The sequence below is a fragment of the Pelagibaculum spongiae genome (assembly GCF_003097315.1).
Taxonomy (GTDB): Bacteria; Pseudomonadota; Gammaproteobacteria; order Enterobacterales; family Pelagibaculaceae; genus Pelagibaculum; species Pelagibaculum spongiae.
This window is the reverse complement of record NZ_QDDL01000003.1, coordinates 262279-287871: the sequence shown is the minus strand read 5'-3', so window position 1 is coordinate 287871 and position 25593 is coordinate 262279. Positions and strand designations below refer to the sequence as shown.

Sequence of the window (25593 nt, the reverse complement as noted above, 5' to 3'; positions counted from 1 at the left end):
AAATTTTTGCAGTTGTTTATTAAATATAAGCAACTGCTGGAGAAAGAAATAATGGAAAGAGTCAGCGGACAGCATATTTCCGGCCAGTTCAATGAGGAACTCGAAAGTATTCGTAATCGAGTGATGGTAATGGGTGGCTTGGTTGAAAAGCAACTAGAAGACGCAACTACTGCACTCATTAAACAAGATATTGCCATTGCTCAGCATGTAGTGATGAGCGACCATAAAATTAATGCGCTAGAAGTGTCGTTAGACGAAGAGTGCACCCAAGTTATAGCTAAGCGCCAGCCGACTGCATCGGATTTGCGGTTAATTATGGTGGTAATTAAAACCATTACCGACCTTGAGCGTATCGGCGATGAAGCAGAACGAATTGGTCGTATGTGCTTGCATATTAACCAAACCGGTGCGCAAAAATCACAACTAGCCAGCCTGAAACATATCGGCCGCTATGTGCAAGATATGCTGCATGAAGTGCTCGACGCCCTAGCCAGAATGGATGCTGATGCCGCCGTACGCATCGCCAAAATGGATGAAGGCGTTGACCGTGAATATGAAAGCGTGATGCGCCAGCTAATGACTTACATGATGGAAGATGTCCGCTCAATTCCCGGCATTCTCGACATTATGTGGTCAGCGCGGGCTTTAGAACGTATCGGTGATCGCTGCTGCAATATTTGTGAATACATTATTTACTACGTCAAAGGTAAAGATGTACGCCACACCAGCATTGAAGCAATGGAAAGCTTGGTGCAGCAGAAGCGGTGATGGTGGTAGTGGCGGTTGGTGATGGCGATTAAAGCAGCGATATCGCCGCAGAAACTTTGTAAGGCATTTATATGAAACGCTTTATAAGGCAACAGGAACGAGAACTAGCGTGGGGCTGGTTCTCGTTTTTTTTGTGGAGGGTGGGGTGTTGTCTAGACGCGGCAATTAATTGCTAGCCCCCGCGTCAACCTCGATAGGGCTGTGGGGATAGAATAGAAAGGCTCAAAAGGTGAGTGAGAAGACAACCCGGATAGAAAATGTTTCAGCTCTTTGTATCGACTATTTTCCAAGCTGGAAATTTTTAAGCAAAAACAAATAAAAAATGTAGAATGTTAAGTGTTGATTGAATCCTATTTCATTAGTGACAGGCACCAAAAATGCACCTTTATAAGTATCGTAGCTTTGAGGCTAACCATATTAAGGCTTTGGTGAATAACCAGCTTTGGTTTTCTAGAGGTGTTACATTTAATGATCCATTTGATTGCTCTTTGAATGTGCCGGTTACATTTATTGATAAAGTAGGCATGATGAAGTTCATGAAAAAACAAACGTTGGCTCAGAGGTTTGTTGATTCGGGGCATCTAACGCGAATGCAGATGGAACAAATTAGTGAACAGTATCTCGAAGACACTGAAAAGTTATTGCTTGAAGGGCGCTACCAAGATCATGAGCTAGGCTGGCTAGCTGATGCCGTTTTTGATCATATGTCTCGCTCATTTGTGCATTGTTTATCTCAAACAGGTAAGAACACTCTAATGTGGTCACATTATGCCAGTGCGCATTCTGGTTTTTGTGTAAGGTATAAAAAAGAACAATTAATCAATAGTGAATGCATATATAAGGCCGATTCTGTAAATTACGACGGCCAACCTATCTCTTTGATTGAGCAGCTGGTTGAACCAAACCAAAGGAATCTACCGACAGAGGTTTTGTTTAAAAAGGCTAAAGATTGGCAATACGAAGAAGAGTTTCGTCTTGTTCATTCTGATGTTGCTGACGGAGATGATGATTTATATAGGGTTTTAAGGCATGACGTTGATGCTGTAGACTGCATTATTTTTGGTTTTAACTCTGAAGATAAGAACATTAATGATTTGAAAGAAAAATTATCTGGTCGAAACATTGTTTTTAAAAAAATTGTTCGCTCACCATCCGGTTTTGATCTTTTTGTAGATGTTGGAAGGGTTTAATAAGAAAAACCCTACAGAAAAACCTTCGTAACCATTCAGCATGTCACACCAATCGATCCAATTTCTCCTGAATAAAGTCCGGCCATTTACCCGCGAATAATAACGACAAAGCCTCCCCAACACCGACCCCATGTTTTTGGCAGGTCGATATATAGCTCCGGATTCTGCAATACGCTTTCACACCATCCCATGAGCGGGAAAGTAAAACGTGCCAGCCATAATTTTTTTAATCCTTATCCAAATATAATTAATCCCTAGTAGACTGGTAAAAAGCTATCAGTCTATTGATTGTTGGCTTGAGTGGGCTACCAATATTATTCGCTTTCTTCTCGACCCAATAAATAATCCAGCCCACCAGTTATGGCGGCGACTTGTGCCAAGTTACATTGTTCTTCTGTCACGTGGCTGCTGTCGGGATAAACTTCAGTGGTGGTGCAATATTGGTTATTGCTAAATCCTGCGCATAGACCCAGTTCGCGAGCCGGGTAGTTAATTACACCTTCCTGTGCAATTGGTTTGCTTAATAGTTGGCTATCAGCTTCTGCTGGCGCAATATGGGTGATTTTTTTCACCGATTGAATAATCGCTTTTTTAAATTCCGACTGCAGGTTTTCAGTATCACCAACTAAATAAAATCCATCAGGTATGCTGTCGGGTTAGTAAGAAATATGCCAGCCATAATCTTTTCAATCCTTATCCAAATATAATTAATCCCTAGTAGACTGGTAAAAAGCTACCAGACTGCTGGATTAGATGCGCGGCTAACATTATTTGCCTTATTCTTGATTCAAGAAAAAACATGCCAGCCATAATCTTGCCAATCCTTGCCCAAATATAATTAATCCCTAGTAGGCTGGTAAAAACCTACCAATCTACTGATGTTTGAGTTGGATGCTCTGCAATGTTATTCGCTTTCTTTTCGATTCAATAAATAATCCAGTGCGCCGGTAACGGCGGCTACTTGTGCCAAGTTGCATTGTTCTTCAGTTACATTGGGGCTGTCTGGATAGACTTCAGTCGTGCTGCAATAGCGATTTTCACTAAAACCTGCGCATAAACCTAATGTTCGATTTGAGTAGTTAATAACGCCAGGTTGCACAGCTGCTGAGCCGATTATCTGACCATTGCTATCGGTAGGTGCAATATAAGTAATATTTTGCACCGATTGAAGAATGGCTTTCTGAAATTCTGGCTGCGGATTTTCAGAATCACCAACTAAATAAAAGCCATCAGGTATGCTGCCGGGTTGGTAGGTGATGCCATCTCTTGCGGCTAGTGCTGGCCTGAATTCGTCCTCATCTGAATCGGTGGTTTCATGTAAATCGATATGCGCCAAGATCTCTGTATCCAAACTGGCAACGAATGCCATTGCCTGTGCCGCTTCTTCGCAAGGGCTGTCGACATAAAATGATCGATTCGGGTCAATTGCATTAGCGTTCCATCGATTAATGGTTTCGTAGCCCCAAGGGCTGATGCAGGGAAGAATGATCAAATTAAACTGATGAATATATTGGTCGGCGAATTGTTTGGCAAATAACAAAGCGCCCTGCACGCCACTGGTTTCATAACCATGTACGCCGCCAGTGATCAGAACGGTGTGTTTTGTTGTTTGCCAGTTTTTTGAGGTAAGTGCGTATAGCGGATATCGCATTGGATTGACCGGTAATGAACCATACTGGCTTACCTGAAAATTACTGCTTAAGGCATGAAGCTTGTAGATTACCTCAGTCTTAAATTCACGTTTTAGCTGGGCTTGCTTGAACCAAGCTTGTTTTTCTGATGCTTGCCAGGGCTGGTTAGGCTGGCCGATAGGATAAAAATGTGTCATGGCGGGTTTCAATCGAATGAGGGATGGACTTAGCCTAATCGAGGTAATATTTCATGGCAATTTTCTTCAAAAAATATGTCAGGCATAATTCAGTTAATCACTTTGAATAAAGATCAGATCTTTTGATTTCTCAGCAGCTTGTATTTTCGGTATGGTCAAACAATCGTTCATATGTTTAGGTAATAATACTATTCGTTGTACTATGAATTATATCGTTAATAGCTTTGCGGAGGCTGTGTTATGAGAGATTTTTCATCAGCTTCAAACTCCACGTTAACTTCTTCTGAAGCGCCTTCTATTTCAAAATTTGATTTTGGTCGTCGGTATGTTGATAAAACAGAAATTAATAAAGTCGGCCCGCGGCGTGCTGGGATGAACCCAAAGTATTGTCATTGGTTTCACTGTATCAGTCGCTGTTGTCGCAAAGCGATGCTTTGTGGTGTTGATGCGCAGACCGGGGAAAGTTACCAGCATCGACGGCAATGGATTCTTGATCGATTAGCCGTGCTAGCTAAAGCTTTTTCAATCGAAATTGCCAGTTATGCCATCATGAGTAATCACTATCATTTGGTATTGTGCGTTAACCTAGAGCAGGCAAAATCTTGGTCGGGTGATGAGGTGTTGTATCGCTGGTGTCAGGTATTTAAGGGGCCTCAAATAGTTCGCCGATATCTAGATGGTGATAATTTAATGCCATCAGAAATAAAATATGTAGAAACATTTGTTGAAGAATATCGGCAACGACTGGTTGATTTAAGCTGGTTTATGCGAGCATTAAATGAACCGCTAGCAAGAATGGCTAACCGGGAAGATGAGTGTACAGGCCATTTCTGGCAAGGCAGATTTACTGCACAAGCACTGTTAGATGAACAGGCAGTTGCCAGTTGTATGGCCTATGTAGATTTAAACCCGCTTCGTGCTGGAATTGCCGATACTCCAGAAGAGTCAGATTTCACTTCAATTAAACAGCGAATTGAAAAATATTCTTCGGCTGACTCAGGTTTAGCAAAGAAAAATAAGCGAAAGGTACAGCCTCAGGATGGTCAAAACCATTACCCCAAATTAAAAGATTTTAAGTCAAATAATCCACAGGTAGAAAATATTCCTTTTTCTTTCAAGGATTATTTGGAGCTGGTTGATGCTACTGCACGAGTGATTATTTCTGGCAAGGCCTCGATATCAGAAGATATTCCAGGGATTTTAAAACGATTAGATATCGATAATCAGCTATGGGTAAATCAGATGAGTAATTCGGGTAAGCGATGGGCGCGAGCAGCAGGTAGGCCTGATAAGCTTAAGGCCTATGCGAAACTGTTGCGTCAGTTTTGGATGCAAAGTGGTGGTAATAGTTGTTAGGTATATGACAAAATAAATTTTATGTTTAGATTAATAAAATTATGCCTGGCATATTTTTATTATTTCGATTCTGATACAGAATGGTTTCAATTTCGAAATCGAAGTGCGAACAAGGGTCAAGCATGTCAAATAACACCAATAAGAATTGCCAAGCGGAATGTTTATGTGGCGCGGTTAAAATAACGGTTGCAGCGGTGAATCCGCAGTTCACTGTCTGTCATTGTGATACCTGTCGTCGCTGGGGTGGTGGGCCATTTTTTGCTGTGCAGTGTGGTGAAGATGTTTCGTTTTCAGGGGAAGAAAGTATTACTCGTTATGCTTCATCTGACTGGGCCACTCGGGGTTTTTGTAGTCAATGTGGCAGCCATTTGTTTTACCAGTTGAATAAAACCAGTAGTTATAATATGCCGATTGGTTTGTTTTCTCAGTTAGATGCACCCAAAATGAGTATGCAATATTTCAGTGATCAACGACCTGACTATTATTGTTTTTCTAATAAAACTAAACAGATGACTACTGCAGAAATAATGGCTTATTTTTCCAGTGAGGTTTGATTAGATTTCAATTGTTTTTAATGAGCTAATTTAATCACTGCTTGAACCAGCTTATTAATGCCGGTTGCAGCTTCGCTGATTCGGCTGGCTAGCATATAAGCTGGCGTGGTGACTAGTTTGTTTTGCAGATCGATAAAAATGTCATCGACTTCGCAAGTGTGATGTTTTGCGCCGCTGGTTTCGATTGCTTCAGCAGTTTGAGGGTCATTGCCTATGCTGCAGCCAACGCCTGGGCCAAATAGTTCTGCAGATAATGCCGGTGCGATGCCAATAAGGCCAATTGGTTTTTGTTGGCGATGCATCGCTTGAATAAAGTTTCTGACATGGGGGTCGATAGACAGTTCTGCGCCTTTACTAGCAAAATCACTCAAATTTATTGCTGCGCCAAAACCACCAGGAATAATGACCGCTTGGTAATCGTCTGGTTCAGCTTGCTCTAAATCGATAATTTCTCCCCGAGCTAACCTTGCGGATTCAGTCAATACATTTCGGCTTTCTGCCGCCCCGATATCACCGGTGAGATGATTGATGATATCAAACTGCTCAATATTGGGTGCCATGCATTGATAGCTTTCATCTGCCTGATCAATAGCCAGTAGTGTTAGAGTAGTTTCATAAATTTCTGATCCATCAAAAGCACCACAACCGGAAAGAATAACGGCAACTTTCATTAGTAACTCCTTGGCTGGCTTATTGTATGACTATGCCAATTTGTGTCTGTTTGATTGGGATTAATGATGGTTTTTTATCACTAAAGTCGAATTAAAACGCAATGATTTGTTTTACTGTCGCTCTTACAATCACTACTGCAGCAAATTAGCTTTTGACTAAGGCGCTGGCCAAGTGAGCTAGGCAAAAAGCCCAAGTTAGCAATCAAGTCTAGTTGATTAAGCACCAATTGATACGGGATCTACTTCAAGCTTTAGCGGCTTAGTTTGTGCCCGAACCACCTCAAGGCTAGCTGAATCCTGCACTTGAGGTGGTTTGGATATACACACCGCTTACGCCTGAATGATTCCGTTTGGTAGCAGTCGAATTGACGCAGCATGGCGCGCGGCTTATAGCTATGGGACATGGAATGAAAAGAGCAAAAAAATATGGCGAAATTTCCTACAGTCGATGCATTTGTTTCACCAGCAGGTAGTCTGGAAATTCTTTCTCAGCATGAAATTCAATCACTGAGCCGATTTGGCCATAGCAATTGTTATGACTTATTGCGAAATTGCCTGCTGGCAGTTTTGAATTGCGGCAGTGAAATGGATGATGGTCATGCATTGTTGCAACAATACCCTGATTTTACGGTTAATTTGATCGAGCGTGATCGTGGTATTCAATTGCATTTACAGCATGCTCCCGCCAGTGCATTTGTTGACGGTGTAATAATTAACGGTATTCGTGAGCATTTATTCTCTGTGTTACGCGACATTGTTTATGTCAATCATAAACTGCAGGCCTCGGGGTTAGATTTAAGCCAGCGACCAGAAGCGATTACTGACTCGGTTTTCCGCATTTTACGTAATGCAGAGGCAATGAAGTCTGCCCGCGACCCTAAGTTAATTATTTGCTGGGGTGGTCATGCAATTTCCCGAGAAGAATATGAATATAGTAAATCTGTAGGTTACCAGTTGGGCTTGCGAGCGATGGATATTTGTACCGGTTGCGGCCCTGGCGCCATGAAAGGGCCAATGAAAGGTGCCCAAGTTGCGCACGCTAAGCAGCGAATTGATGATGGCCGATATGTCGGTGTAAGTGAGCCAGGCATTATTGCTGCAGAATCGCCAAACCCTATTGTTAATGAATTGGTGATTTTGCCGGACATTGAAAAGCGACTGGAAGCATTTGTTCGTATGGGCCACGGCATGATTGTATTTCCTGGTGGTCCGGGAACTGCCGAAGAAATTCTGTATTTGTTGGGTATTTTAATGGACCCAGCAAACCACGGCATTCCTTTCCCATTTGTAATGACTGGCCCTGCATCGAGCAAGGATTACTTCGCAAAGATAGATGCATTTTTAGTGGGGCTGCTCGGCGAACATGTTCGTGATTACTACAAAATCATGGTTAACCAGCCAGAAGAAGTTGCCCGTCACATGAGTCAAAACATGGAGCAGGTACGCGAATATCGTAAAGAACATAAAGATGCTTATCACTTTAACTGGCGGCTGCGGATTGATCCGGTTCAGCAATTCCCATTTGAGCCAGAACATACGGCAGTTGCTGCATTGCAGCTAGACAGAGAAATGCCAGCAGACCAGTTGGCGGCTAATTTACGTCGAATTTTCTCAGTTGTAGTGGCTGGAAACGTCAAGGCTGAAGGCATTGCGCGAGTAAAAGAACGTGGCCCTTATCAGATTCATGGCGCACCGGATGTTTTAGAGCCGCTGGATCAGCTATTAAGATTTTTCGTAGAGCAGCGCCGAATGAAGATTGAAGGTGAATACGTGCCTTGTTATCAGATTGTCAATTAACGATAAGACGGGTTTGGATGATTGCTTAGGTTTAAGCAATCGTTTTGAAAGACCAGCCGAATAAAAGGGTTTACTGAGCGGCGCAATTTATATGAGATTTTATATGAATTTGCGTCGTTTTTTTGCATGACCCTTTTATGACCGGGCTGGCTTGGATAGAATCAGTCGAATAACACAGAGTTGGGTTGATCCCGGGAAGTAATCAATGGTTTGTAATGTGCGTCTGGCAGAGCAGCAGGCTTTGGATAAAGCGCGTCAGATGGCGGATCAGTCGCCGAATGATCAGCAAAAGCAGCAACTCAAGCAGCAAATCCGCGACCTACTCAAGCAGCATAACGCGGTCATGGTGGCCCACTATTACACCGACCCTGAGCTACAAGCGTTAGCTGAAGAAACGGGCGGAGTAGTCGCTGACTCTCTGGAAATGGCTCGTTTTGGTAAAAACCATCCGGCAGACACCTTGATTGTTTGTGGTGTGCGCTTTATGGGGGAGACGGCTAAAATCCTCTCGCCAGAAAAGCGAGTGCTCATGCCTACGTTGGAAGCGACCTGTTCGCTGGATGAAGGCTGTGAGCCGGTTGAGTTTGCCGCCTATTGCGATGCTCACCCAGATCATAAAGTAGTGGTCTATGCTAATACTTCTGCTGCAGTTAAAGCTCGGGCGGATTGGGTGGTAACTTCGAGTATTGCGCTGGAAGTGGTTGAGCATTTATCAGATCAAGGACACAAAATTCTTTGGGCACCAGACCGTCATCTAGGCCGATATGTGCAGCAACAAACGGGCTGTGACATGTTGTTATGGCAGGGCGAATGCGTGGTGCATGATGAGTTTTCTAGCCAGGCACTCGAGCAGATGAAGCATTTGTATCCGCAAGCTGCAGTGCTGGTGCATCCAGAATCTCCTTCTTCAGTGATCGATATGGCTGATGCCGTAGGTTCAACCTCCCAATTGATTAAAGCGGCACAAACGCTGCCACACCCGCAGATGATTGTGGCGACCGATGGCGGTATTTTTTACAAAATGCAGCAGGCCGCACCAGATAAAGAATTGTTATTGGCACCCACGGGTGGCAATGGTGCGACGTGTCGTAGCTGCGCCCATTGTCCGTGGATGGCAATGAACAATCTGCAAAATCTGGCTGAAATCTTCGATGCGAAAAATACTGAGGTTTTTGTTGGAGATGCATTGCGAATTAAAGCAATGAAACCTTTGCAAAAGATGTTGGATTTTTCGGTTGATATGAATATTCGCTTGAAAGGCAATGCTTGATTAAAAGCTAGCTGAGTTTTTTTTCAGTAAGACTTATTCAAATAAAACGGAGCGTTAATTGCTCCGTTTTATTTACCGGGACGTAATGGTTATCGAAAGGAGGCAGAGGCAGGTGTAAATATTTGCAATCGCAACTTTCGGAAAGAAAAGATAGTCGCTATGTGCTGCAGTCGAAGCCGTGCCCTGGACGCAATGTCAGAGGCGTAGTACTACTTCGATACCGAGAAAGACGACCGATATAGCAACTATGTAGAACGTGCTGAACTTATCTTAAATACGGCTTCACTATGGAAAGCGAAGCAAGACAGTGTTTGCGGGAGCGATCTCGACGCTAACTGATTCTTCTCTGCATTCCTGAACCCGGTAGCACAAAGTGAAACTGTGTGCGCCTTAATCAAGCCGAAACAATAGGATAAAAGATCATGAAATACATAACTGCAATGTTGCTAGCGATCATGCTAGCAGCTACGGCTAACGCCAGCGAGTACACCTACCCCTACCCCTCGCTAGCACCTAACCAGCCGCTGTTTCTAGCACTGCCCTGGGTGGGCGCTAAGGGTACCGCAGGCGAACGGCCTAACTCTTTGGTGCCTATAACTTCGGTGCGCGAGATCGATTGCGCTATCCTCGATAACCCCGATAACAACCCGCAAAATGCTTACAGCATTCGCGTGCGCGTCAATACTACTGAGCAGGGCACCGGTGGTCTGCATGATACTTGGGTAAGCTCGCCGGCTGCTGGTGGTACCACCATTGGGCTTCAATTCTTGGCAGAGCGTGGGATATTCTCCTACATCTACACAAGCTGGATCGGCTGTCAGAAAGCCTTGCCCGACGTTATGGAAGCGTTCGGCTTCCGCGTCTATGGATTCGACCGCGACTAGCTAAAATGCAGGCATAAAAAAAGGAGGGGGGCGCGCTTTCGCGCTCCCTAGGGCCTAGACCAGACAGACCTACCCAAGTCAAATTTACTCCGACAAGTCGATATTCTAAATGGTGTTTAACGCTTGGTCAGTCGGTGTCAGGTTCTTCGTCCATCATTGTATTAAGTGCTGTGATCTCTTGCAGTCGTGGCGCTGTATCGACAGTGATCGCAACGAGTTCGCCTGACCCTTCGTACACGGTAAACGTGCCATAGGCTGCAAAAGCTTTCTACTCGATTATTTTTTACAGTACTATTTCTACGACCTCAGTTTTTTTGCTTCTTGGTTAATTTCAGTCAGTCGCGCTTGTATCTCACTTTTTAATTGAGCATTTAAATCTTCAGTTTTTAATGCTTGTTTTAAATGCTGGCGAGCAGAACGATAATCACCGAGCAACACATAAAACTCAGCCTGACTGATTTTTGCCAGGGTATTCTTTCCGCTACGCCCTTGAGCTAACCAAAGTTGTTGATATACACGCGGAACCGGATGGTTGCGAATATGGCTTGCCAGTAGTTTCCTGGCTTTTTCTGGTGTTTTCTGTTCAAGGTATAAGCTAGCGAGTGCCATGGTTAACGGATGGTTGCCAGGCATTAAAGAGAGTTGTTCTGTCAGTAATAATAATGCTTGTTTTGGATGGCCATCTTTACTTAATGCAGTGGCTAATGGCACATTAATGAAAACTTCTGATGGAAACTGTTTTTGTAATTCACTTAGTTCAGATATCGCTTTAATATAATCTTTTTGGCGTAAATTGATCATGGCGCGATAATATCTTGCCTGAACGGTATTTTGACCTTTGTAATGGCTATATAAAGCTTGTTTAACTTGGCCTTCTCTCATTTGAAGTACTTCCAGCCGAGCTTTGGCTAATTCAAATGATAAATTGTTTAAATTATCAGGTTTTCCGAGTTGCGCGGCGCGTGCTTGTGCATCGGCAACACGACTGTCAGTTACTGGGTGAGTTAGCAAGAACTCTGGAATTTCCCGGCTATACAATCGGGTGGATTTTTGCATCCGCTGAAAAAAACGAAACATTCCTGAAGGGTCTAATTTGGCATTGGTGAGCAGCTGCATGCCAATTCGATCAGCTTCTTTTTCATTTTTTCGGGTGAAGTTAATCTGGTTTTGAATCAAACCAGCTTGGCTACCAATTAACAAAGCACTGGCTGCATCGGGACTGGTGCTAGCAACTGCAATGGCGGCGAAAATGGCGGCAATGGCTGGAATGCTTAATTGAGAATTTTCTTCAATTCGACGGGCAATATGACGCTGGGTGACGTGGGCGATTTCGTGGGCCAATACTGAAGCCAATTCGCTTTCGTTTTCAGCAGTGGTAATCAAACCGGTATGGATGCCGATATAACCGCCAGGGCCAGCAAACGCATTGACCTCTTTGTTACGCACCACAAAAAATTGAAAACGCAATTTGTCATCGGCACCGGCTGCCAGTCGATAGCCAAGTGATTCAACATAGTCTTCTATCAAGGGGTCGCTTTCAAAAGGTAATTGCCGTCGAAGTGACTGCATAAAACTTCTGCCGAGCATGGCTTCTTTTTCCAGAGAAATAGTCGCCAAAGAGCTGTCGCCAAGATCAGGAAGCTGAGGGAAGTGCTCACTTTCTCCCTGTCCCTGAACCGAAGTAGCCAACATCAATGTGCTGGATAGAATCAAAGATTGAAGCAGTTTGTACATTAAATAGTCTCGGCTGGTGTCTGCAGCTGTGACAGGCGTGGTCGCCCATGGTTCCTGAATGTATGATAAACCAACCAGCAGCATTCGGCTGCGGATATGTTTCGATTCTGGAAATTCATATGAATTGTGTTGATGCCCGTGATCTAGCTTGCCCTTTACCTTTGTTGCGATTAAAGAGAGCGCTGACAGAAGTAGCTAGTGGTGAATCGGTCACTATTATGACCACCGATTCTGGATCAATTAAGGATATACCGGCATTTTGTCGTCAAGTTGGCCATCAGTTAATTAGTTGTGTTGAAAAGCCAGATCATTATGTGATTCAGGTAGAAAAAAACTAATTAAAAGTGTCTGGATACGGTGACTGCTTAGTACCTGATTTACCTAGTTGAGTAATTGCTAACTATGTGAGATTAGGTATTTTTTTATTTAATGGCGCCATTAGTTTCCCTGTGCTATCCCTTCCTTATGTTTATAGTTTGGCCAGCTCATAAGGGGCAAGGAATGGCAGATCGACGATTGCAGGTGTTTCACACGGTTGCGAGGGTATTGAGTTTTACCAAGGCGGCGGAAGTGCTTCATATGACGCAGCCAGCGGTAACATTTCAGATCCGCCAACTGGAAGAATACTTTGCCGCAAGACTGTTTGACCGAACCCATAACCGGATCCGACTGACTGAAGCTGGCAAGCGTGCTTACCAATATTCTGAAAGAATTTTTACGTTATATAGCGAAATGGAAAACTCGGTAAAAGAAATTACCGGTGAGGTCGGCGGTGTTCTGGTGGTTGCTGCGAGCACCTCGGTAGGTCAGCATATTTTAACGCCAATGTTAGGTAAATTCCGCAAGCAATACCCTGATGTCACCATCAGAATGAAAGTGGGCAACTGCGATACAGTGTTGTCGATGGTTGAGCATAATTTGGCTGATATCGCGCTGGTTGAGTATTTCCCGAATAATAAACATTTCGCTACGCGTATTTATGGTGACCAACCTTTATGTGTCATCTTGCCTTCATCGCATCCATTGTCGATGCGTCAATCTATTGGTCCTACAGAGATGATGCACCTCGAATGGGTAGGGAGAGAGCGTGGCTCGGGTATCCGAGAAATCGTTCAGAGCTATTTGACCGGGCAGGGCGTGGATCCAGATCGACTGGAAATCGCGATGGAGTTGGGCAGCAATGAAGCAGTAAAAACTGCGGTTGCAGCAGGTCATGGTGCGGCCCTAATGCCGCGTATTGCATGCGAACATGACTACCGACAAAATGGTTATAAGATGATCCGCCTTGAGCCAGACCTGAAAGTGCCAGTAACCTTTGTCTATAAAAACCAGAAGTTCCATTTACGAGCAATGGAAGAATTATTAAATTATGCTGCAGAATATTTGCAAAAAACGACAACTTAACTCGCTATTAGTAACAAAAATGCCCAAGCGACGTAGCGCAAGCGATATAGGGGCTTTTGCCATATTGATCTGTCGATTATGATAATTAGCAGCTGATTCCTACCTATTTATAATTCGAGAAGTATATGGTCAATATGTTTGCCAGCTGGTACAAACGCTGGTCATCCAATCCGCAAACTGTCAGCCTGATTATGATCTTGCTGATGAGCTTTGCGGCTTTTTTGTTTCTGGGCCGCTATTTAACGCCAATTTTTGCCGCGCTGATTATGGCTTACGTGCTGGATTGGACAATTAGTCGCATGCACAAAGCTGGGGTGGCAAAAAATGTTGCTCTGACCATCGCTTTTTCAACCTTCCTTGGTGGCATGGTTTTGCTGGTCGCGGTACTCACCCCGTTATTGTGGCGACAAGTTTCAGCATTGATTTCTGAGCTGCCCAATATGCTGAATAATGCGCAAACATCGATTATTGAATTGATGCAGCAATACCATATGGTGATGTCGCCAGCTGATATTGAAAAAGTCAGCCAACTAATTACTGAAAAAGCGGCCAGTTACGGACAAGTGCTGGTATCAACTTCGTTGTCATCCATTTCTGATTTGCTAACGTTGGTTGTGTATTTAGTGCTGCTTCCTGTGATTGTGTTTTTTATGCTCAAGGATAAAAAACTATTGATGGAATGGTTCGTCAGTTTTATGCCGAGCCACCATGAGTTAGCAGAGCAAGTCTGGGAAGAAATGAATGATCAGATTGGTAATTATATTCGCGGTAAAGTGGCGGAAATTCTGATTGTTGGTGGCGCCAGTTATGTGGTTTTTGCGTTGATGGGCTTGAACTACGCACTTCTGTTGGCGGTGCTGGTTGGCTTCTCTGTGTTGATTCCTTATATTGGTGCAACAGTTGTCACCTTGCCGGTGTTGTTGGTGGCATTTTTCCAGTGGGGTTTGAGTACTGATTTTTACTGGTTGACCACGGCTTATCTAATTATTCAGGCGCTGGATGGCAACTTGTTGGTGCCATTGCTGTTTTCTGAGGCGGTCAATTTACACCCGATTGCTATTATTGCTGCGGTGCTGATTTTTGGCGGTGTTTGGGGCTTTTGGGGTGTGTTCTTCGCCATTCCTTTGGCAACATTAGTCAAAGCGATAATGAACGCTTGGCCATCGGCTAAGGAAGTTGGATCAGTCGAGCGTGACTAATTTTTAAAGCACAATGTTTTAAAGCACAAAGCCTGATGAATACCTGTCTCGGTTTCTTTGAGGCTTACGTTATATCGGTGTAAATAAAAAAAGGGCTGGCACAATTTGTGCCAGCCCTTTTTGCTGGTAATGCCATTAAAGCTGACGCTGCTAGAACTATTAGTACTACCGGATATGCCAAGATAGTTAATCTTCTAGCAGGGCCAAAATGTCAGTGTGATGGCTTTTGGTTTTAACTTTTTTCATCACTTGCATTATTTTTCCCTGTTGATCGATCAGGAAGCTCATGCGATGAATACCATCATATTCTTTGCCCATGAATTTCTTCAGCCCCCAAACACCAAAAGCATCAGCAACTGCATGATCTTGATCTGACAATAGGGTGAAATTGAGCGATTTTTTTTCTTCAAATCGTTTGAGCTTTGCGGGTGCATCGGGGCTAATTCCGATCACCAGAATGCCTGCATCGGCATATTCTTTATGGCTGTCACGCAGCCCTTCAGCTTGAATAATTCAGCCAGGGGTGAGCGCTTTAGGATAAAAGTACACCAGTGTTTTTTGCCCTTGAAAATCGGCAAGAGAGATCATTTTTTCATTTTGATCTAGCAAGCTGAAATTAGGTGCAACGTCACCCACTTCTAATGGTTTTAACATCGATGAGTTCCTTTTCTCATTATCAGAACTCCAGTCTAACACTGGTTGCTGATTTCATCAGCTCAACCGATAAACAGTTTCAAAAGGTATTCTGGCCGATTATTGATTGACAAGCCCTGTCAGCTGACTGAACGTTAGCTAACAGAGAAAGCAAACCGACAGCTTGAGTTTGCTACTAGCGGGCAGTAACATGCCGGTCGGAAACCTATAGAGGGTAATAGCATGATAACCGGCAGTATCGTTGCACTGGTCACCCCGATGACTGATCAGGGTGGAGTGGATGAAGCAGCGTTAGACAACCTGGTTGAGTGGCACATCGAGCAGGGAACAGATGCGATTGTTGCAGTGGGCACCACTGGAGAATCAGCAACCCTGACGCCTCGTGAACATATGGACGTGATCTATCAGGTCGTTCGAAAATCTGCTGGGCGTGTTCCTGTTATTGCAGGTACTGGTGCTAATGCCACCCATGAAGCAATTGAGCTGACGCATAGCGCTCGTATTGCTGGGGCAGATGCTTGCCTATTGGTGACTCCTTATTACAACAAGCCAACTCCAGAAGGTTTGTATCAGCACTTTAAGGCAATTGCCGAAGCTGAACCGTTAATTCCTCAAATTTTATATAATGTTCCTGGCCGTACCGCTTGCGATATGTTGCCAGAAACGGTTGGCCGTTTGGCTCAAATCGACAACATTGTTGGTATTAAAGAAGCCACGGGTGATGTTTCTCGTGTGGCAGCTTTGCGTGAACTGTGTGGCAATGATTTTGCACTTTACACCGGCGATGACGCGACGACAGTTGAATTTTTGTTAGCGGGTGGTAATGGCGCAATTTCTGTCACCAATAATGTGGTGCCACATGATATGGCTGAAATGTGTGCGGCAGCTTTAGCAGGTGACAGAGCACGTGCTGAGCAAATTAATACGCGGCTGGAACTACTGCATTCACGGTTATTCTGTGAAAGCAATCCAATTCCAGTGAAATGGGCATTGGCTGAAATGGGTAAGATGGGTCATGGCATTCGTTTACCATTAACCATGTTATCTCAAGAACAACATGCTTCGGTTAGAGAAGCACTAGTTGAATCAGGAGCATTGGCTTAATGATGCGAACAGCATTGATTGGATTGGCATTGGTCACACTGGCAGGTTGTAGTTTATTACCAGATTACAGTGACAATTATCTGAAAGCAGAGGCTCGCGGCCCGGTGGTAGGTAATGGATTGTTAAAACAGCGCCAGTTGGTCATCCCTGGTGAAGACCAAGCGCAATCGCCAAAGCAGTTTGATGAAACGCTAGTTCAACCACCTCAGGTGATTACAGTTAAGCCGTAGTAATACCAGATGATAAATAGATAAGGTGTCGCTGGCTTTTGGCTGGTTGCACCTTTTCTATAACTTTTAATTATCGGCAGTTTGTTTATCGTTGACTTTTATTAATTAAATAACTGAATAGTTGATGGTTTGATTGCCAGTAATTTTTTATCGCTAAATGAACAAGCAAACCCTATTTAAAATTCATAACTTATCGCTGGATTAATTGCTTTGGGCTAGAAATAAGCGCTCAAAATTAACTCATAAAATGTTGGTCAATGAATTTTATTAGTTTTGCATAAAATACGGGTTCAGGATTGAAATTCGCGTCTCTGGGAAGTGGCAGTAAAGGAAACGCAACGCTGGTAGCTAGTGGTGATCAATTGTTGTTGATCGATTGCGGATTCAGCCTCAAACAATTAGAAGCCAGAATGCAGTTGTTGGATTTAACGCCAGCTCAGATAACCGGCATTTTGGTGACTCATGAGCATAGCGACCATGCTTCTGGTGTGGGTGTTTTATCGCGGCGGTTTAAGCTGCCTGTATGGGCAACTCGAGGTACTTTGTCCCACAAGCTGTTAAATAAACTGGCGCAGGCTGAAGTAATTTGCAGCCATTCAGAATTTACAATAGGTGAGATTACCGTCTTACCCGTTCCGGTTCCCCATGATGCGGCAGAACCGGTTCAGTATGTGTTTCAAGCAAATAATAAAAAACTGGGATTGTTAACCGATACCGGCAATTGGACGCCATACATTTTGCAATCATTAAATAAATGTGATGGTTTGTTGTTGGAATTTAATCATGATCTGAAAATGCTCAATCAAGGTCCTTATCCGCCAAGATTAAAACAGCGGGTTGCTGGACTTTTTGGGCATCTAAATAATCAGCAGGCACTAGATATTTTGCAGCAGCTGGATTTAAGCAAACTGCAGCATCTAGTGGCTGGTCATATTAGTCAGGAAAACAATTCGCCAACTCAAGTGGCTGAAATGCTGCAACAGCAATTCGGTCAGCGTGGGTTTGATATTACTATAGCCAGTCAAGGTGAAGGTTTTGGCTGGAAGCACATCAACTGAAGGCAACGCTGATGGAAAAACGTGACGAGCTCTATGCAGGTAAAGCCAAATCGGTATTTACCACCGATAATCCTGAACTGGTGATTATCGAGTACCGCAATGATACTTCTGCATTCGATGGCGCCATAATTGAACAGCTGAACCGTAAAGGTTTGGTTAATAATTATTTCAACGCATTTATCATGCAGCAATTAGCCAAAGCCGGTATTCCGGTACATCAGGTCGAATTGTTGTCAGAGACTGAGTCTTTGGTAAAGCGTTTGGATATGGTGCCAGTAGAGTGTGTGGTGCGTAACCGAGCTGCAGGTTCAATCTGTAAGCGACTGGGTGTAAAAGAAGGGCTGGAATTAACGCCGCCTACTTTTGAGTTTTTCCTGAAAAACGATGCGTTACACGATCCAATGATTAACGAACATCACATTGAAAGCTTTGGTTGGGCTGATAAAGATGTGATTGCCGAAATGAAAGCGCTGACTTTTAAAATCAATGACATTTTAAAGCCGCTGTTCGCCAAGGCCGGTTTAATTCTAGTGGATTATAAGCTGGAATTTGGCGTGCAAAATGGCCAAGTCTATTTGGGTGATGAATTCTCTCCCGATGGCTGTCGTTTATGGGATGCTGAAACCCTCGAGAAAATGGATAAAGACCGCTTCCGCCAAGGTCTGGGTGGCGTAATCGAAGCCTATGAAGAAGTTGCGCGCCGTATTGGTTGCGAGCTGCCTTAATCGTCAGGTTGAGCAAAAAAGGCTTTGGTGAAAACCAAAGCCTTTTTTTTGTATGAGGTTTGCTGAAATAGGTAACAAACAGCTTTTCTTATGCATAAGCAGCGGCACAATAAAAACAAAAAAATGTAAGTGTAAAAGCCACTGCGATAGATTGAGTTACTGATAGCAGCCTCTCTCTTGCATGCGTTTTCGTTAGAAGATGACGAGGTAACTCTGCCTGTTGCAGTAAAAAGTATCGGTCTTCTATTGTGATTGTCAGTTTTTTTTCAGTGATCTGGGTTGATGGCTGAAACTTTTTTGTTGATTTTATTTTGAGAAAAGCTTTGGAGAAACCCAAAGCTTTTTTGAACAGGAATTTAGTTTTTTTTTTGAGCTGATAACTTCGCCGGTGGCTTCGTTAATAATGACCGGGAACCAGTAAATATCCCTGTATTGTGGTTTGACAATATAGGTATCACCGCCCAGAGCATTGAAATATGTAGATTGGTGCATGATTGCTGAGCGATGTTGGTCAATATCATTTAGTCTAACAGTGATTTTTCTCATGCCAGGAAGTACTTTGATTTTGGCGTAATTTCCGCCGCTGTAGGGAACTTCAATGTCATCAACAAAAAGAATAATGGCATCATCTGACTTGATTAAAGCAATTTCGCTATCAGGGAGGCTCTTATCGGCATACATTGCAGTGGTACAGCCACCCAATAAAAATGATGCGATAAGTATTTTTATCATGAGTACTACTTTGTTCATTTTGACCTCTTTCTGAAGTGGTGGAGGCTAATCTGCTCCGTCAGTTGTCCGTGAATTTTATATGATTAAATACAAAACGAATACTGTTTATTGTTTTGATCGATTTTTCAGATTTTGGGGTTCTAGCTATTTTCAGATGGCCTGGCTTAATATATATAAGCAGATCAAGCTTCGGGGCAGATAAACACTGATTGCCATAATTGTGCTGCATGCCAGGTCTTTTCTAAATATCGTGGCATTAATACACGACGAAAATTAAGTAGTGTGAGCTAAAAGAAGAGTATTGTTGTGGCAAGGGTTTGATAGTTGAAAAAAATGGCTCTGGTTGCCCAGAGCCATTTTCAGTCTCAGTCACTGATTAGACCGTTTTGCTACTAGGCCGACTTTTTTAATGCTACCTCAAGCTGAGCTGAGTAATCGTTTGCTGGCTGGCTAGTCGTTTGAATTGTCATTTTTTCACGCTGGAAAATTTTACTATTTGCAGCAATCGGCACGATAAAACTAGCTTGAATGGCTTGTTCAAGTTGCTGGTAATCCAGTTCAATCCAAGAGGCACACATCCATTCAACTGCTTCTGCTGAAATACACATACTGATATCCTTTAGAATCCTTTCCAAATCGGAATTATCGTAAAAATGTTGCTGTAAAAGAACGTTCGTTACCTTGGTGGCTGTAAGCTACCAGCGGGCATAATGCTCTTCAGTAAATCCGGGCAAAGCTTCGAAATCAATCCATTCTTCGGCCTCTGCACCGATTGTTTTGCCATATTGATCGGTGGTATTGATTCTAGCGCGACCTTTAAAATGGCCGTAATACTGCTTGAATCTAGTATCAATCAGGCCGGTTTTTAATTTTCGACCGTAGTGGCTTGCAGGGATAAACTCTAGTTCAAGATTTCCATCTGAAGTGATGATTTTCCAAGGTTTTTTATCATCACCCTGCTGATAGTTGAATAAAGCCATGTCCAGCTTGATTCTTTGATTATCGACCCACATGACATTTTCTGTGAAGCCAGTTTCGTTAACGCCAGCGGCTAAATTAACCCCAAAGTTTTTTCCATTAGCTAATTTTCCACTAATGCAAACCCAATTCCAACAGGTTTCGCGGCGCATATAACCACAGCTCCAGTCTAGCGAGCCTAAAAAGCCAGCCTGCTGTAAGTCGGTTTGTTGGTTTTCAAAATCCAGTATTCCTGTTACCGGCAAGCCTGCGCTTTTTCGAGTAAAAGTCCAGCCGTTAATTCCAGTTTTAGTGCAAACAGATAAAGGCTCAAAATTAGCCGGTTGATGAAGCTGGCATTGCAGTTTTAATCGATTGCCAATTGCCACGTTAATTTGCCGGTCGCCATTTTCAAGCGGGCGAATTGATATGCGCTTATTGCCTTGTTTGAATGACCAGCTATCTTGATCTGGCTGAAGGCCTGCCTTTGTACCAAGTGCGAAGGGTGCTTGTAAATTGGCTTCAAGCAACATGCCTCGTTCTTTATGAAGCAGATAACAGAAAGCACTGCTAACCCAGCCTAAATGAACAATAGCGACACCGACAGCATATTCGTCAGAGACTAAACCAAAGAATTGAAACCGGTTCAGTTTGATTTTTTTAGACAGTATTCCCAACTTGCGACCCATCGGTGAACGATAGTCAAAATCATAAGCATTGATGGTTTGTGGGCAGGGGTCTAGTACACCAAATACAGGTTGTCCGGAGCTATCAATTAACTGCTGAGTCATCAGTTGCTGTTCTTGTTGGAGATGATGCAGCTAACATATCGGTTGAGGCAAGTTTGCTCAATGAATTTGCTGTGATAACCGCAAAAAAAATCTCTGGGCTGCTAATTATATTAACAGCAGAGTTATCAAGTAGTGTGTATTACTCAATCTTGTGATATTTGAATCGATTGATCTTCAAGGGCACTATTTTGAATGCTACTGATTCAATGTTGGAATATCTTAGATTCATAAAATAGAAGTGCTATCAAATTACAAGCATAAAAAAGCCCGCATCAGCGGGCTTTGAATCAGGCTTGAGAGTGCCAGATTTAGTAGCGGTACGAAATGCCAGCCATATAGACCCATGGGTCTATATCAACGTCAACTTTCACGCTAGCGGCAGTATTTGTTGTGATGGTTGCTTCGGTATCAATATCGATGTACCAAACAGCTCCGCTTAATGACCAATTTTCATTAAGTTCGATATCCATACCAGCTTGGAATGCCAAACCGAATGAATTATCTAGCTCAATGTCCGTTGAAGTGATACCCGGATTGCTCAATGCGCCATCTAGTGTTGCAGCCAAGCCAGCATCGGTTTTCTCACTAAAAAATGCGGTGTAGTTCACGCCTGCACCGATATATGGGTGAATTGGCAAGTCGGCATTTGGAAAATAATACTGGAACGAAATGGTTGGTGGTAAATGTTTGGTTTCACCGATGCTTACACCAGATAAGCCACCAGTTCCAACTAGTTCGTGTTTAAATGGAGTGGCTGCAAGCAGTTCAACACCGAAGTGCTTACTTAGCATATAAGAACCAGTTATAGCTAATTGAGTATCAGATTTCACACCAACACCATTAGAGGCTGCTAATACAGGGCCGCTATCATCGTTTGGCTCAACCACACCGATACCGGCACGAACTATAATGTCGCCTTCCTGATACATATCAGCAGATGCTGAAAGTGGCGCAATAAGGAAAAGGGCAGCAACAGCAGATAAAACAGGTGAGAATACTTTCATTACAGAGGCCTTCTTGTAGTTTTGTGAATTCGATTCTGTTGGTTGTTCTCTGTAATCCATAATAAATGTATTGATATTTTTTATAATTGACTTGCGTCAATTATACTTTTTATGCGCCTAATTCATTTTATTCTATCTATATGAAAAAAAAGAAAACTGATTGTTGCGAAAAATTATCTAGAGTATAAAAATTGCCATGAGTCAAATGGTTTTTTGGATTTTAGAAGTGGAGTTTAGGGAGAGGAGTTACGGTATTTTTTCCTAAAAATCGATAGTTGATACAGAGTAGGTAAGCATTTAATTTATTGGTGTGTTAGCAGCTTTCTCTCTAATGCTGTAATTCAGTTTGAGCATCCTGCATCGTACTGATCGACTATTGCGTGATGGCGATGGAATGATGCGCAGGAAAATGATTTTCAGGAATATTTTTTCTAAAGCTGCGACAGATTTTAATAAAAAAACAAAGGCACATATGCCACCAGTAACAAGGTAATCCCCATAGTCGTCATCGGCAGCAGGTAGCGCTCATGACGTCGCCAAAAGCTTTTGTGGTGTTCGTGGGCGGCTAGCCAGACTTCTCTACCACCGATTACTTGCCTAGTAAGCAGGTGGTTTAGCGCAACCGGCGGACTTAGATAACCGAGCTCAAATGCCACCAGTGCAACCATCCAAAAATGCACCGGGTTTATGCCGCTTTGATAGGCTAACGAGGTAATAGATGCCGTTACCAAAATTACTGCGCCGTAAGGGTCCATTACCATCCCTAATAACACTAGCAAGCAAACTAGCAGTGACATGGCCAGCCATGGATTGGCTAATTGCGCCGGTGCCAGCGACATAATTTCTGCCCGATCAAATACACCGCCAATACTAATCGTCATGCCCATCATTAATAGTAATGCGCCGATATGAACGGTGGTTTCGTTGGTTGCTAGTCGAATTCTTAATAAGAAAGCAAAGGGTGCTTGGTCATCAGATTCGTGTGGCTCGCGCTTTCGTAAGCGACGATCGTAAAGCAGTAATGACAGCATAATAACCGGCAGAATGACCGGTGCGTTAAATTCGTCCAGTGCTGCGCCTAGCACTAGTTGATATAAAACCAGGACAACAGCACAAATCAGTATATAAGGAATCAGTTTTTTCGCAGCAGCGAGGCTTTGTGGCAGTGCGTTTTTCCAATGGGTGAGTTGCCAATTGATTTTGCTAGTGAGCAGAACAATTAGCAAAAATAAGCCTATGCTGAGCAGGAAAACCCAGATACCCCAGTCGAATAATTCCCTCGTCGTTACTTGTTTGTTCAGAGCCGCAATAATCACGACTAACAAGCAAGGGCGCAACACAACGCCCATGCTGCCAGCCATTGCAGTGGTAGCAAGTGCTAACTGTCTTCTGGCGCCTGCGCGGCGTAATTCTTGATAAACCATCGCGGCAACAGCAATAACAAATATGCCTGATGCGCCGGTCCAGGCGGTTGGCCAGGCAGCAATCAATAATGTAATTACGCCTAATAATTCTGCTGGAAGCTGCCAGGGCCTGAGTACATCAAAAACCAATTCTGCTAATCGAGTCTGTTTTAGCATCATGCCGATCCAGACGTATAAGCCAACATTTAGAAACAGTTGCGATAATTCCATCATCTGATTCAGGTAAATGCCCAATCCAGAAAAATGACCGGTGTAAAAGAAATAACCACCAGAGATGCCGCACATAAATGCGTAAAGTGGAATGCAAGCTAATGCCTTGGAAAAGCTTTCATCGCCACTGGTTTCTTTGGGTACTGAAATGCATTGCCAGAGGCTGACCAGGGTTAAAACTGAAAAGCCACCGCTCCAGCAAAGCAATAGTATTTCATGAATTGTAGGGACTGCTATGCCAGAAGCTAATGTTTGATTACGAAATGAGGTGATTGAAATTAGCATAATGATCGAGGCGACCATCTGCGAGAAGGCGCTAACTCGATAATCAATTTTACTATGGCAAGGTCTGAGAGAAATATGCTTGCGAGCTAATGCCGTCGTCAGACCGCACAGCAAAACTAATGCAGCTAACAATAATCTTTGCTGTTCTACGCCGACTTTGGTAATCGCTTCGAATTGATGCTCAACCCAGCGCCATACGATTAACGAAGGTGTTAAACCGTTACTTAAACTTTGCCATTTTTGGTGGGAATTTTGACACTCGGCCAACGACTGTTCAACTGATTGCTTTAAAGCAGAATGGTCAACCGCAGCTGGCGCTTCATCAAATAATAAATCCAATTCATCAGGTACTTGCTGGTTAGCATTTGCAGCAAGCTCTGCAACTCGAGCGTCAACATTAATATTGATATTACAGGTCGGTTGAACAAGATCGCTGCGCAGCTCGACATAATCAGACCACCAAAGATTACCTAGCTCCATCATTCGAGCGTGCATCATTCCGGCGCTACTAAAAAAAACAATAGCGATCAGTAGGATAAATGCCGGTAAGGTAGAGGCCCATTCTTGCAGGCTTCTTTGTTTGAGCAGTTCGATAGGCGCTGGTTGATCCATATTGAATTAATCGCTTTTTTGACTACATTCAGCGGCAGCGGGGCTCACCTTGCAACGCACTTTTTTCATAAATGCTAATGCTTTAGGGTTGTAGGTTCCGTTGTCTTTTAAAGAAGTTCGGACTTTTCGGAAAAGTAATTCACTCTTGTGAACGCTGCTAAGCGGCGGGGTAATCCAATATTCTTCTTCAATTTCTTGATCTGCTTTCAAAATAATTTCAAAAGCCATATCAAGTTGCTTTAGTGTGTGTGCGCGGGATTTTTTGCCAAAGCCCTCTGGAAATAAATCCTTACGAATCAGCATTTGTAAATTGAGCTGGCTAACCACGTGATTAATAACGCCGCCATTGGGTTTTATGCCGTGGTAAAGTTCGAGCGGTTTATAAGCTGCTGCAGGTGCATAAGCAATATCGACACTGCCATTATTGAATTTTCCGGCAAAGCTGGTGGTGCTAGAACTGACTACCGAAGCGCCGACTTGCCGTACCATTTCTAAAGATGCCGGGTCGTAATCTAATGTGGCAACACGCTTGCCAGCCATGGTCGATAAATTATCATTTTTACGGTCGCGTACAAATAAATACACACCGCCAGCTGGCATAATTCCAACTACTTCATAGTCATCCTGAACCATTAATTTTGCCGCTCTGGGGCTAAGTAATGTATTGAGAATTAATTTTAATTCCTGGTAGCTGGGAATCGCACCGAGTGCTTCTAAAGTACCAGTGAAATGATTGTAAGCACGTGCGCGGGTGCCGGTCATTAATACCGAATCACATTGGCCTGTTTTAAAATCGTCCGATGCAACACGTTCATCGGTATAGGCCTTTAATTGAAGATCAACACCCCATTGCAAAACATCAAGGCGATAATCTTTCATCATATTAAAAATATCGCCATTGGCACCTACCACATCAAATACGCATAGGCTTCTTTTGACCGGCTGTTGTGATGTTAGAGAATTGTTGGCAGTGTCTGCTGCCAGAATTTGACTGCTAAAAATCATGCAACTTATTGCAGCAATCAAAGCAGGAAGTAGGCGAGTGGTGGTCAATCTGAATTTCATAACAACTTCCTGTGGTCGTATTTTTATTAATTTGAATGCCAAGGTTAAGTTTGTTTTTTTATCTGGCAATCATAATTTAGCTAGGAT

The 25593-nt window shown here is 43.3% G+C and carries 25 protein-coding genes; 14 read left to right on the top strand and 11 right to left on the bottom strand.

Annotated elements, in window-relative coordinates; genetic code table 11:
* Positions 1 to 51: 51 nt before the first annotated feature.
* Together phoU and DC094_RS10240 are read left to right on the top strand one after the other, a co-directional pair.
* Positions 52 to 768, top strand: coding sequence for a phosphate signaling complex protein PhoU (gene phoU / locus DC094_RS10245; RefSeq protein WP_116687138.1), 717 nt, complete (start codon positions 52 to 54; stop codon positions 766 to 768).
* Positions 769 to 1196: 428 nt separating this feature from the next.
* A complete protein-coding gene (locus tag DC094_RS10240; protein ID WP_158527285.1) occupies positions 1197 to 1958 on the top strand; it encodes a DUF2971 domain-containing protein in 762 nt (253 codons plus the stop codon).
* Positions 1959 to 2272: 314 nt separating this feature from the next.
* Here the strand turns inward: DC094_RS10240 and DC094_RS10235 are convergent, their stop codons facing one another.
* Together DC094_RS10235 and DC094_RS10230 are read right to left on the bottom strand one after the other, a co-directional pair.
* Positions 2273 to 2530, bottom strand: coding sequence for a hypothetical protein (locus DC094_RS10235; RefSeq protein WP_116687010.1), 258 nt, complete (start codon positions 2528 to 2530; stop codon positions 2273 to 2275).
* A 332-nt stretch (positions 2531 to 2862) separates the two neighbouring features.
* Positions 2863 to 3786 (bottom strand): M14 family metallopeptidase, encoded by a 924-nt coding sequence (locus DC094_RS10230; protein WP_116687009.1) that lies wholly within the window; start codon positions 3784 to 3786, stop codon positions 2863 to 2865.
* Positions 3787 to 4026: 240 nt separating this feature from the next.
* Here DC094_RS10230 and DC094_RS10225 point away from each other — a divergent pair, with 240 nt between their 5' ends.
* Complete coding sequence (locus DC094_RS10225) at positions 4027 to 5142, top strand: transposase (protein WP_116687008.1); 1116 nt, start codon at positions 4027 to 4029, stop codon at positions 5140 to 5142.
* A 122-nt stretch (positions 5143 to 5264) separates the two neighbouring features.
* Positions 5265 to 5696 (top strand): GFA family protein, encoded by a 432-nt coding sequence (locus tag DC094_RS10220; protein WP_116687007.1) that lies wholly within the window; start codon positions 5265 to 5267, stop codon positions 5694 to 5696.
* Between the two features lie 17 nt (positions 5697 to 5713).
* Here DC094_RS10220 and elbB read toward each other — a convergent pair whose 3' ends face one another.
* Positions 5714 to 6367, bottom strand: coding sequence for an isoprenoid biosynthesis glyoxalase ElbB (gene elbB / locus DC094_RS10215; RefSeq protein ID WP_116687006.1), 654 nt, complete (start codon positions 6365 to 6367; stop codon positions 5714 to 5716).
* Positions 6368 to 6793: 426 nt separating this feature from the next.
* Between elbB and ppnN the strand changes: the two genes are divergently transcribed.
* The 3 genes from ppnN (at position 6794) to DC094_RS10200 (ending at position 10318) form a co-directional block, all read left to right on the top strand.
* Entirely contained in the window at positions 6794 to 8164 is a 1371-nt protein-coding gene (ppnN, locus tag DC094_RS10210; protein WP_116687005.1) for a nucleotide 5'-monophosphate nucleosidase PpnN, read from the top strand.
* 259 nt (positions 8165 to 8423) lie between these two features.
* Entirely contained in the window at positions 8424 to 9434 is a 1011-nt protein-coding gene (nadA, locus tag DC094_RS10205) for a quinolinate synthase NadA (protein ID WP_241504027.1), read from the top strand.
* Between the two features lie 422 nt (positions 9435 to 9856).
* Entirely contained in the window at positions 9857 to 10318 is a 462-nt protein-coding gene (locus DC094_RS10200; RefSeq protein ID WP_116687003.1) for a hypothetical protein, read from the top strand.
* A gap of 297 nt (positions 10319 to 10615) precedes the next feature.
* Here the strand turns inward: DC094_RS10200 and DC094_RS10195 are convergent, their stop codons facing one another.
* Positions 10616 to 12052 (bottom strand): M48 family metalloprotease, encoded by a 1437-nt coding sequence (locus DC094_RS10195; RefSeq protein WP_158527284.1) that lies wholly within the window; start codon positions 12050 to 12052, stop codon positions 10616 to 10618.
* Positions 12053 to 12171: 119 nt separating this feature from the next.
* Between DC094_RS10195 and DC094_RS10190 the strand changes: the two genes are divergently transcribed.
* The 3 genes from DC094_RS10190 to DC094_RS10180 all read left to right on the top strand — a co-directional run bounded on the left by DC094_RS10190 (position 12172) and on the right by DC094_RS10180 (position 14655).
* A complete protein-coding gene (locus DC094_RS10190) occupies positions 12172 to 12390 on the top strand; it encodes a sulfurtransferase TusA family protein (RefSeq protein ID WP_116687001.1) in 219 nt (72 codons plus the stop codon).
* 163 nt (positions 12391 to 12553) lie between these two features.
* Positions 12554 to 13456 carry a LysR family transcriptional regulator gene (locus DC094_RS10185; protein ID WP_116687137.1) on the top strand — a complete coding sequence of 301 codons (903 nt, stop codon included), beginning with the start codon at positions 12554 to 12556 and terminating at the stop codon, positions 13454 to 13456.
* 125 nt (positions 13457 to 13581) lie between these two features.
* The gene (locus DC094_RS10180; RefSeq protein WP_116687000.1) at positions 13582 to 14655 is read left to right on the top strand and encodes an AI-2E family transporter; all 1074 of its coding nucleotides are present in this window, start codon (positions 13582 to 13584) and stop codon (positions 14653 to 14655) included.
* 186 nt (positions 14656 to 14841) lie between these two features.
* Here the strand turns inward: DC094_RS10180 and bcp are convergent, their stop codons facing one another.
* Positions 14842 to 15309, bottom strand: coding sequence for a thioredoxin-dependent thiol peroxidase (gene bcp / locus DC094_RS10175; RefSeq protein WP_116686999.1), 468 nt, complete (start codon positions 15307 to 15309; stop codon positions 14842 to 14844).
* A 222-nt stretch (positions 15310 to 15531) separates the two neighbouring features.
* Between bcp and dapA the strand changes: the two genes are divergently transcribed.
* The 4 genes from dapA to purC all read left to right on the top strand — a co-directional run bounded on the left by dapA (position 15532) and on the right by purC (position 18426).
* On the top strand, positions 15532 to 16413 hold the full coding sequence (gene dapA / locus DC094_RS10170) for a 4-hydroxy-tetrahydrodipicolinate synthase (protein WP_116686998.1): 882 nt from the start codon (positions 15532 to 15534) through the stop codon (positions 16411 to 16413).
* On the top strand, positions 16413 to 16643 hold the full coding sequence (locus tag DC094_RS10165; protein ID WP_116686997.1) for a hypothetical protein: 231 nt from the start codon (positions 16413 to 16415) through the stop codon (positions 16641 to 16643). The genes dapA and DC094_RS10165 overlap by 1 nt, the downstream gene beginning before the upstream one ends.
* Before the next feature lie 296 nt (positions 16644 to 16939).
* Positions 16940 to 17701: an MBL fold metallo-hydrolase gene (locus DC094_RS10160; RefSeq protein WP_116686996.1), complete on the top strand. Its 762-nt coding sequence runs from the start codon at positions 16940 to 16942 to the stop codon at positions 17699 to 17701.
* 11 nt (positions 17702 to 17712) lie between these two features.
* Entirely contained in the window at positions 17713 to 18426 is a 714-nt protein-coding gene (gene purC / locus DC094_RS10155) for a phosphoribosylaminoimidazolesuccinocarboxamide synthase (RefSeq protein WP_116686995.1), read from the top strand.
* A 306-nt stretch (positions 18427 to 18732) separates the two neighbouring features.
* On the opposite strand, the gene DC094_RS10150 is transcribed toward purC, so the two are convergent.
* The 6 genes from DC094_RS10150 to DC094_RS10125 all read right to left on the bottom strand — a co-directional run bounded on the left by DC094_RS10150 (position 18733) and on the right by DC094_RS10125 (position 25506).
* Positions 18733 to 19176, bottom strand: coding sequence for a hypothetical protein (locus tag DC094_RS10150; RefSeq protein ID WP_116686994.1), 444 nt, complete (start codon positions 19174 to 19176; stop codon positions 18733 to 18735).
* 374 nt (positions 19177 to 19550) lie between these two features.
* Positions 19551 to 19766, bottom strand: coding sequence for a hypothetical protein (locus tag DC094_RS10145; RefSeq protein WP_116686993.1), 216 nt, complete (start codon positions 19764 to 19766; stop codon positions 19551 to 19553).
* Between the two features lie 87 nt (positions 19767 to 19853).
* Complete coding sequence (locus DC094_RS10140) at positions 19854 to 20906, bottom strand: DUF2804 domain-containing protein (protein ID WP_116686992.1); 1053 nt, start codon at positions 20904 to 20906, stop codon at positions 19854 to 19856.
* A 308-nt stretch (positions 20907 to 21214) separates the two neighbouring features.
* Entirely contained in the window at positions 21215 to 21910 is a 696-nt protein-coding gene (locus tag DC094_RS10135) for an OmpW/AlkL family protein (protein ID WP_116686991.1), read from the bottom strand.
* 449 nt (positions 21911 to 22359) lie between these two features.
* Positions 22360 to 24441 (bottom strand): TRAP transporter large permease subunit, encoded by a 2082-nt coding sequence (locus DC094_RS10130; protein WP_116686990.1) that lies wholly within the window; start codon positions 24439 to 24441, stop codon positions 22360 to 22362.
* 6 nt (positions 24442 to 24447) lie between these two features.
* Positions 24448 to 25506 (bottom strand): putative solute-binding protein, encoded by a 1059-nt coding sequence (locus DC094_RS10125; RefSeq protein ID WP_241504022.1) that lies wholly within the window; start codon positions 25504 to 25506, stop codon positions 24448 to 24450.
* Positions 25507 to 25593 lie beyond the last annotated feature (87 nt).

Bases quoted from the DNA above. Each gene is read 5' to 3' on its own strand.
- DC094_RS10125 (WP_241504022.1), bottom strand. From the start codon at position 25,506: ATGAAATTCAGATTGACCACCACTCGCCTACTTCCTGCTTTGATTGCT.
- nadA (WP_241504027.1), top strand. From the start codon at position 8,424: ATGGCGGATCAGTCGCCGAATGATCAGCAAAAGCAGCAACTCAAGCAG.
- DC094_RS10200 (WP_116687003.1), top strand. From the start codon at position 9,857: ATGAAATACATAACTGCAATGTTGCTAGCGATCATGCTAGCAGCTACG.
- DC094_RS10130 (WP_116686990.1), bottom strand. From the start codon at position 24,441: ATGGATCAACCAGCGCCTATCGAACTGCTCAAACAAAGAAGCCTGCAA.
- DC094_RS10230 (WP_116687009.1), bottom strand. From the start codon at position 3,786: ATGACACATTTTTATCCTATCGGCCAGCCTAACCAGCCCTGGCAAGCA.
- DC094_RS10165 (WP_116686997.1), top strand. From the start codon at position 16,413: ATGATGCGAACAGCATTGATTGGATTGGCATTGGTCACACTGGCAGGT.
- DC094_RS10185 (WP_116687137.1), top strand. From the start codon at position 12,554: ATGGCAGATCGACGATTGCAGGTGTTTCACACGGTTGCGAGGGTATTG.
- ppnN (WP_116687005.1), top strand. From the start codon at position 6,794: ATGGCGAAATTTCCTACAGTCGATGCATTTGTTTCACCAGCAGGTAGT.
- phoU (WP_116687138.1), top strand. From the start codon at position 52: ATGGAAAGAGTCAGCGGACAGCATATTTCCGGCCAGTTCAATGAGGAA.
- DC094_RS10220 (WP_116687007.1), top strand. From the start codon at position 5,265: ATGTCAAATAACACCAATAAGAATTGCCAAGCGGAATGTTTATGTGGC.
- DC094_RS10135 (WP_116686991.1), bottom strand. From the start codon at position 21,910: ATGAAAGTATTCTCACCTGTTTTATCTGCTGTTGCTGCCCTTTTCCTT.
- DC094_RS10150 (WP_116686994.1), bottom strand. From the start codon at position 19,176: ATGAACAAAGTAGTACTCATGATAAAAATACTTATCGCATCATTTTTA.
- DC094_RS10145 (WP_116686993.1), bottom strand. From the start codon at position 19,766: ATGTGTATTTCAGCAGAAGCAGTTGAATGGATGTGTGCCTCTTGGATT.
- elbB (WP_116687006.1), bottom strand. From the start codon at position 6,367: ATGAAAGTTGCCGTTATTCTTTCCGGTTGTGGTGCTTTTGATGGATCA.
- DC094_RS10180 (WP_116687000.1), top strand. From the start codon at position 13,582: ATGGTCAATATGTTTGCCAGCTGGTACAAACGCTGGTCATCCAATCCG.
- DC094_RS10225 (WP_116687008.1), top strand. From the start codon at position 4,027: ATGAGAGATTTTTCATCAGCTTCAAACTCCACGTTAACTTCTTCTGAA.
- DC094_RS10195 (WP_158527284.1), bottom strand. From the start codon at position 12,052: ATGTACAAACTGCTTCAATCTTTGATTCTATCCAGCACATTGATGTTG.
- dapA (WP_116686998.1), top strand. From the start codon at position 15,532: ATGATAACCGGCAGTATCGTTGCACTGGTCACCCCGATGACTGATCAG.
- DC094_RS10140 (WP_116686992.1), bottom strand. From the start codon at position 20,906: ATGACTCAGCAGTTAATTGATAGCTCCGGACAACCTGTATTTGGTGTA.
- DC094_RS10190 (WP_116687001.1), top strand. From the start codon at position 12,172: ATGAATTGTGTTGATGCCCGTGATCTAGCTTGCCCTTTACCTTTGTTG.
- purC (WP_116686995.1), top strand. From the start codon at position 17,713: ATGGAAAAACGTGACGAGCTCTATGCAGGTAAAGCCAAATCGGTATTT.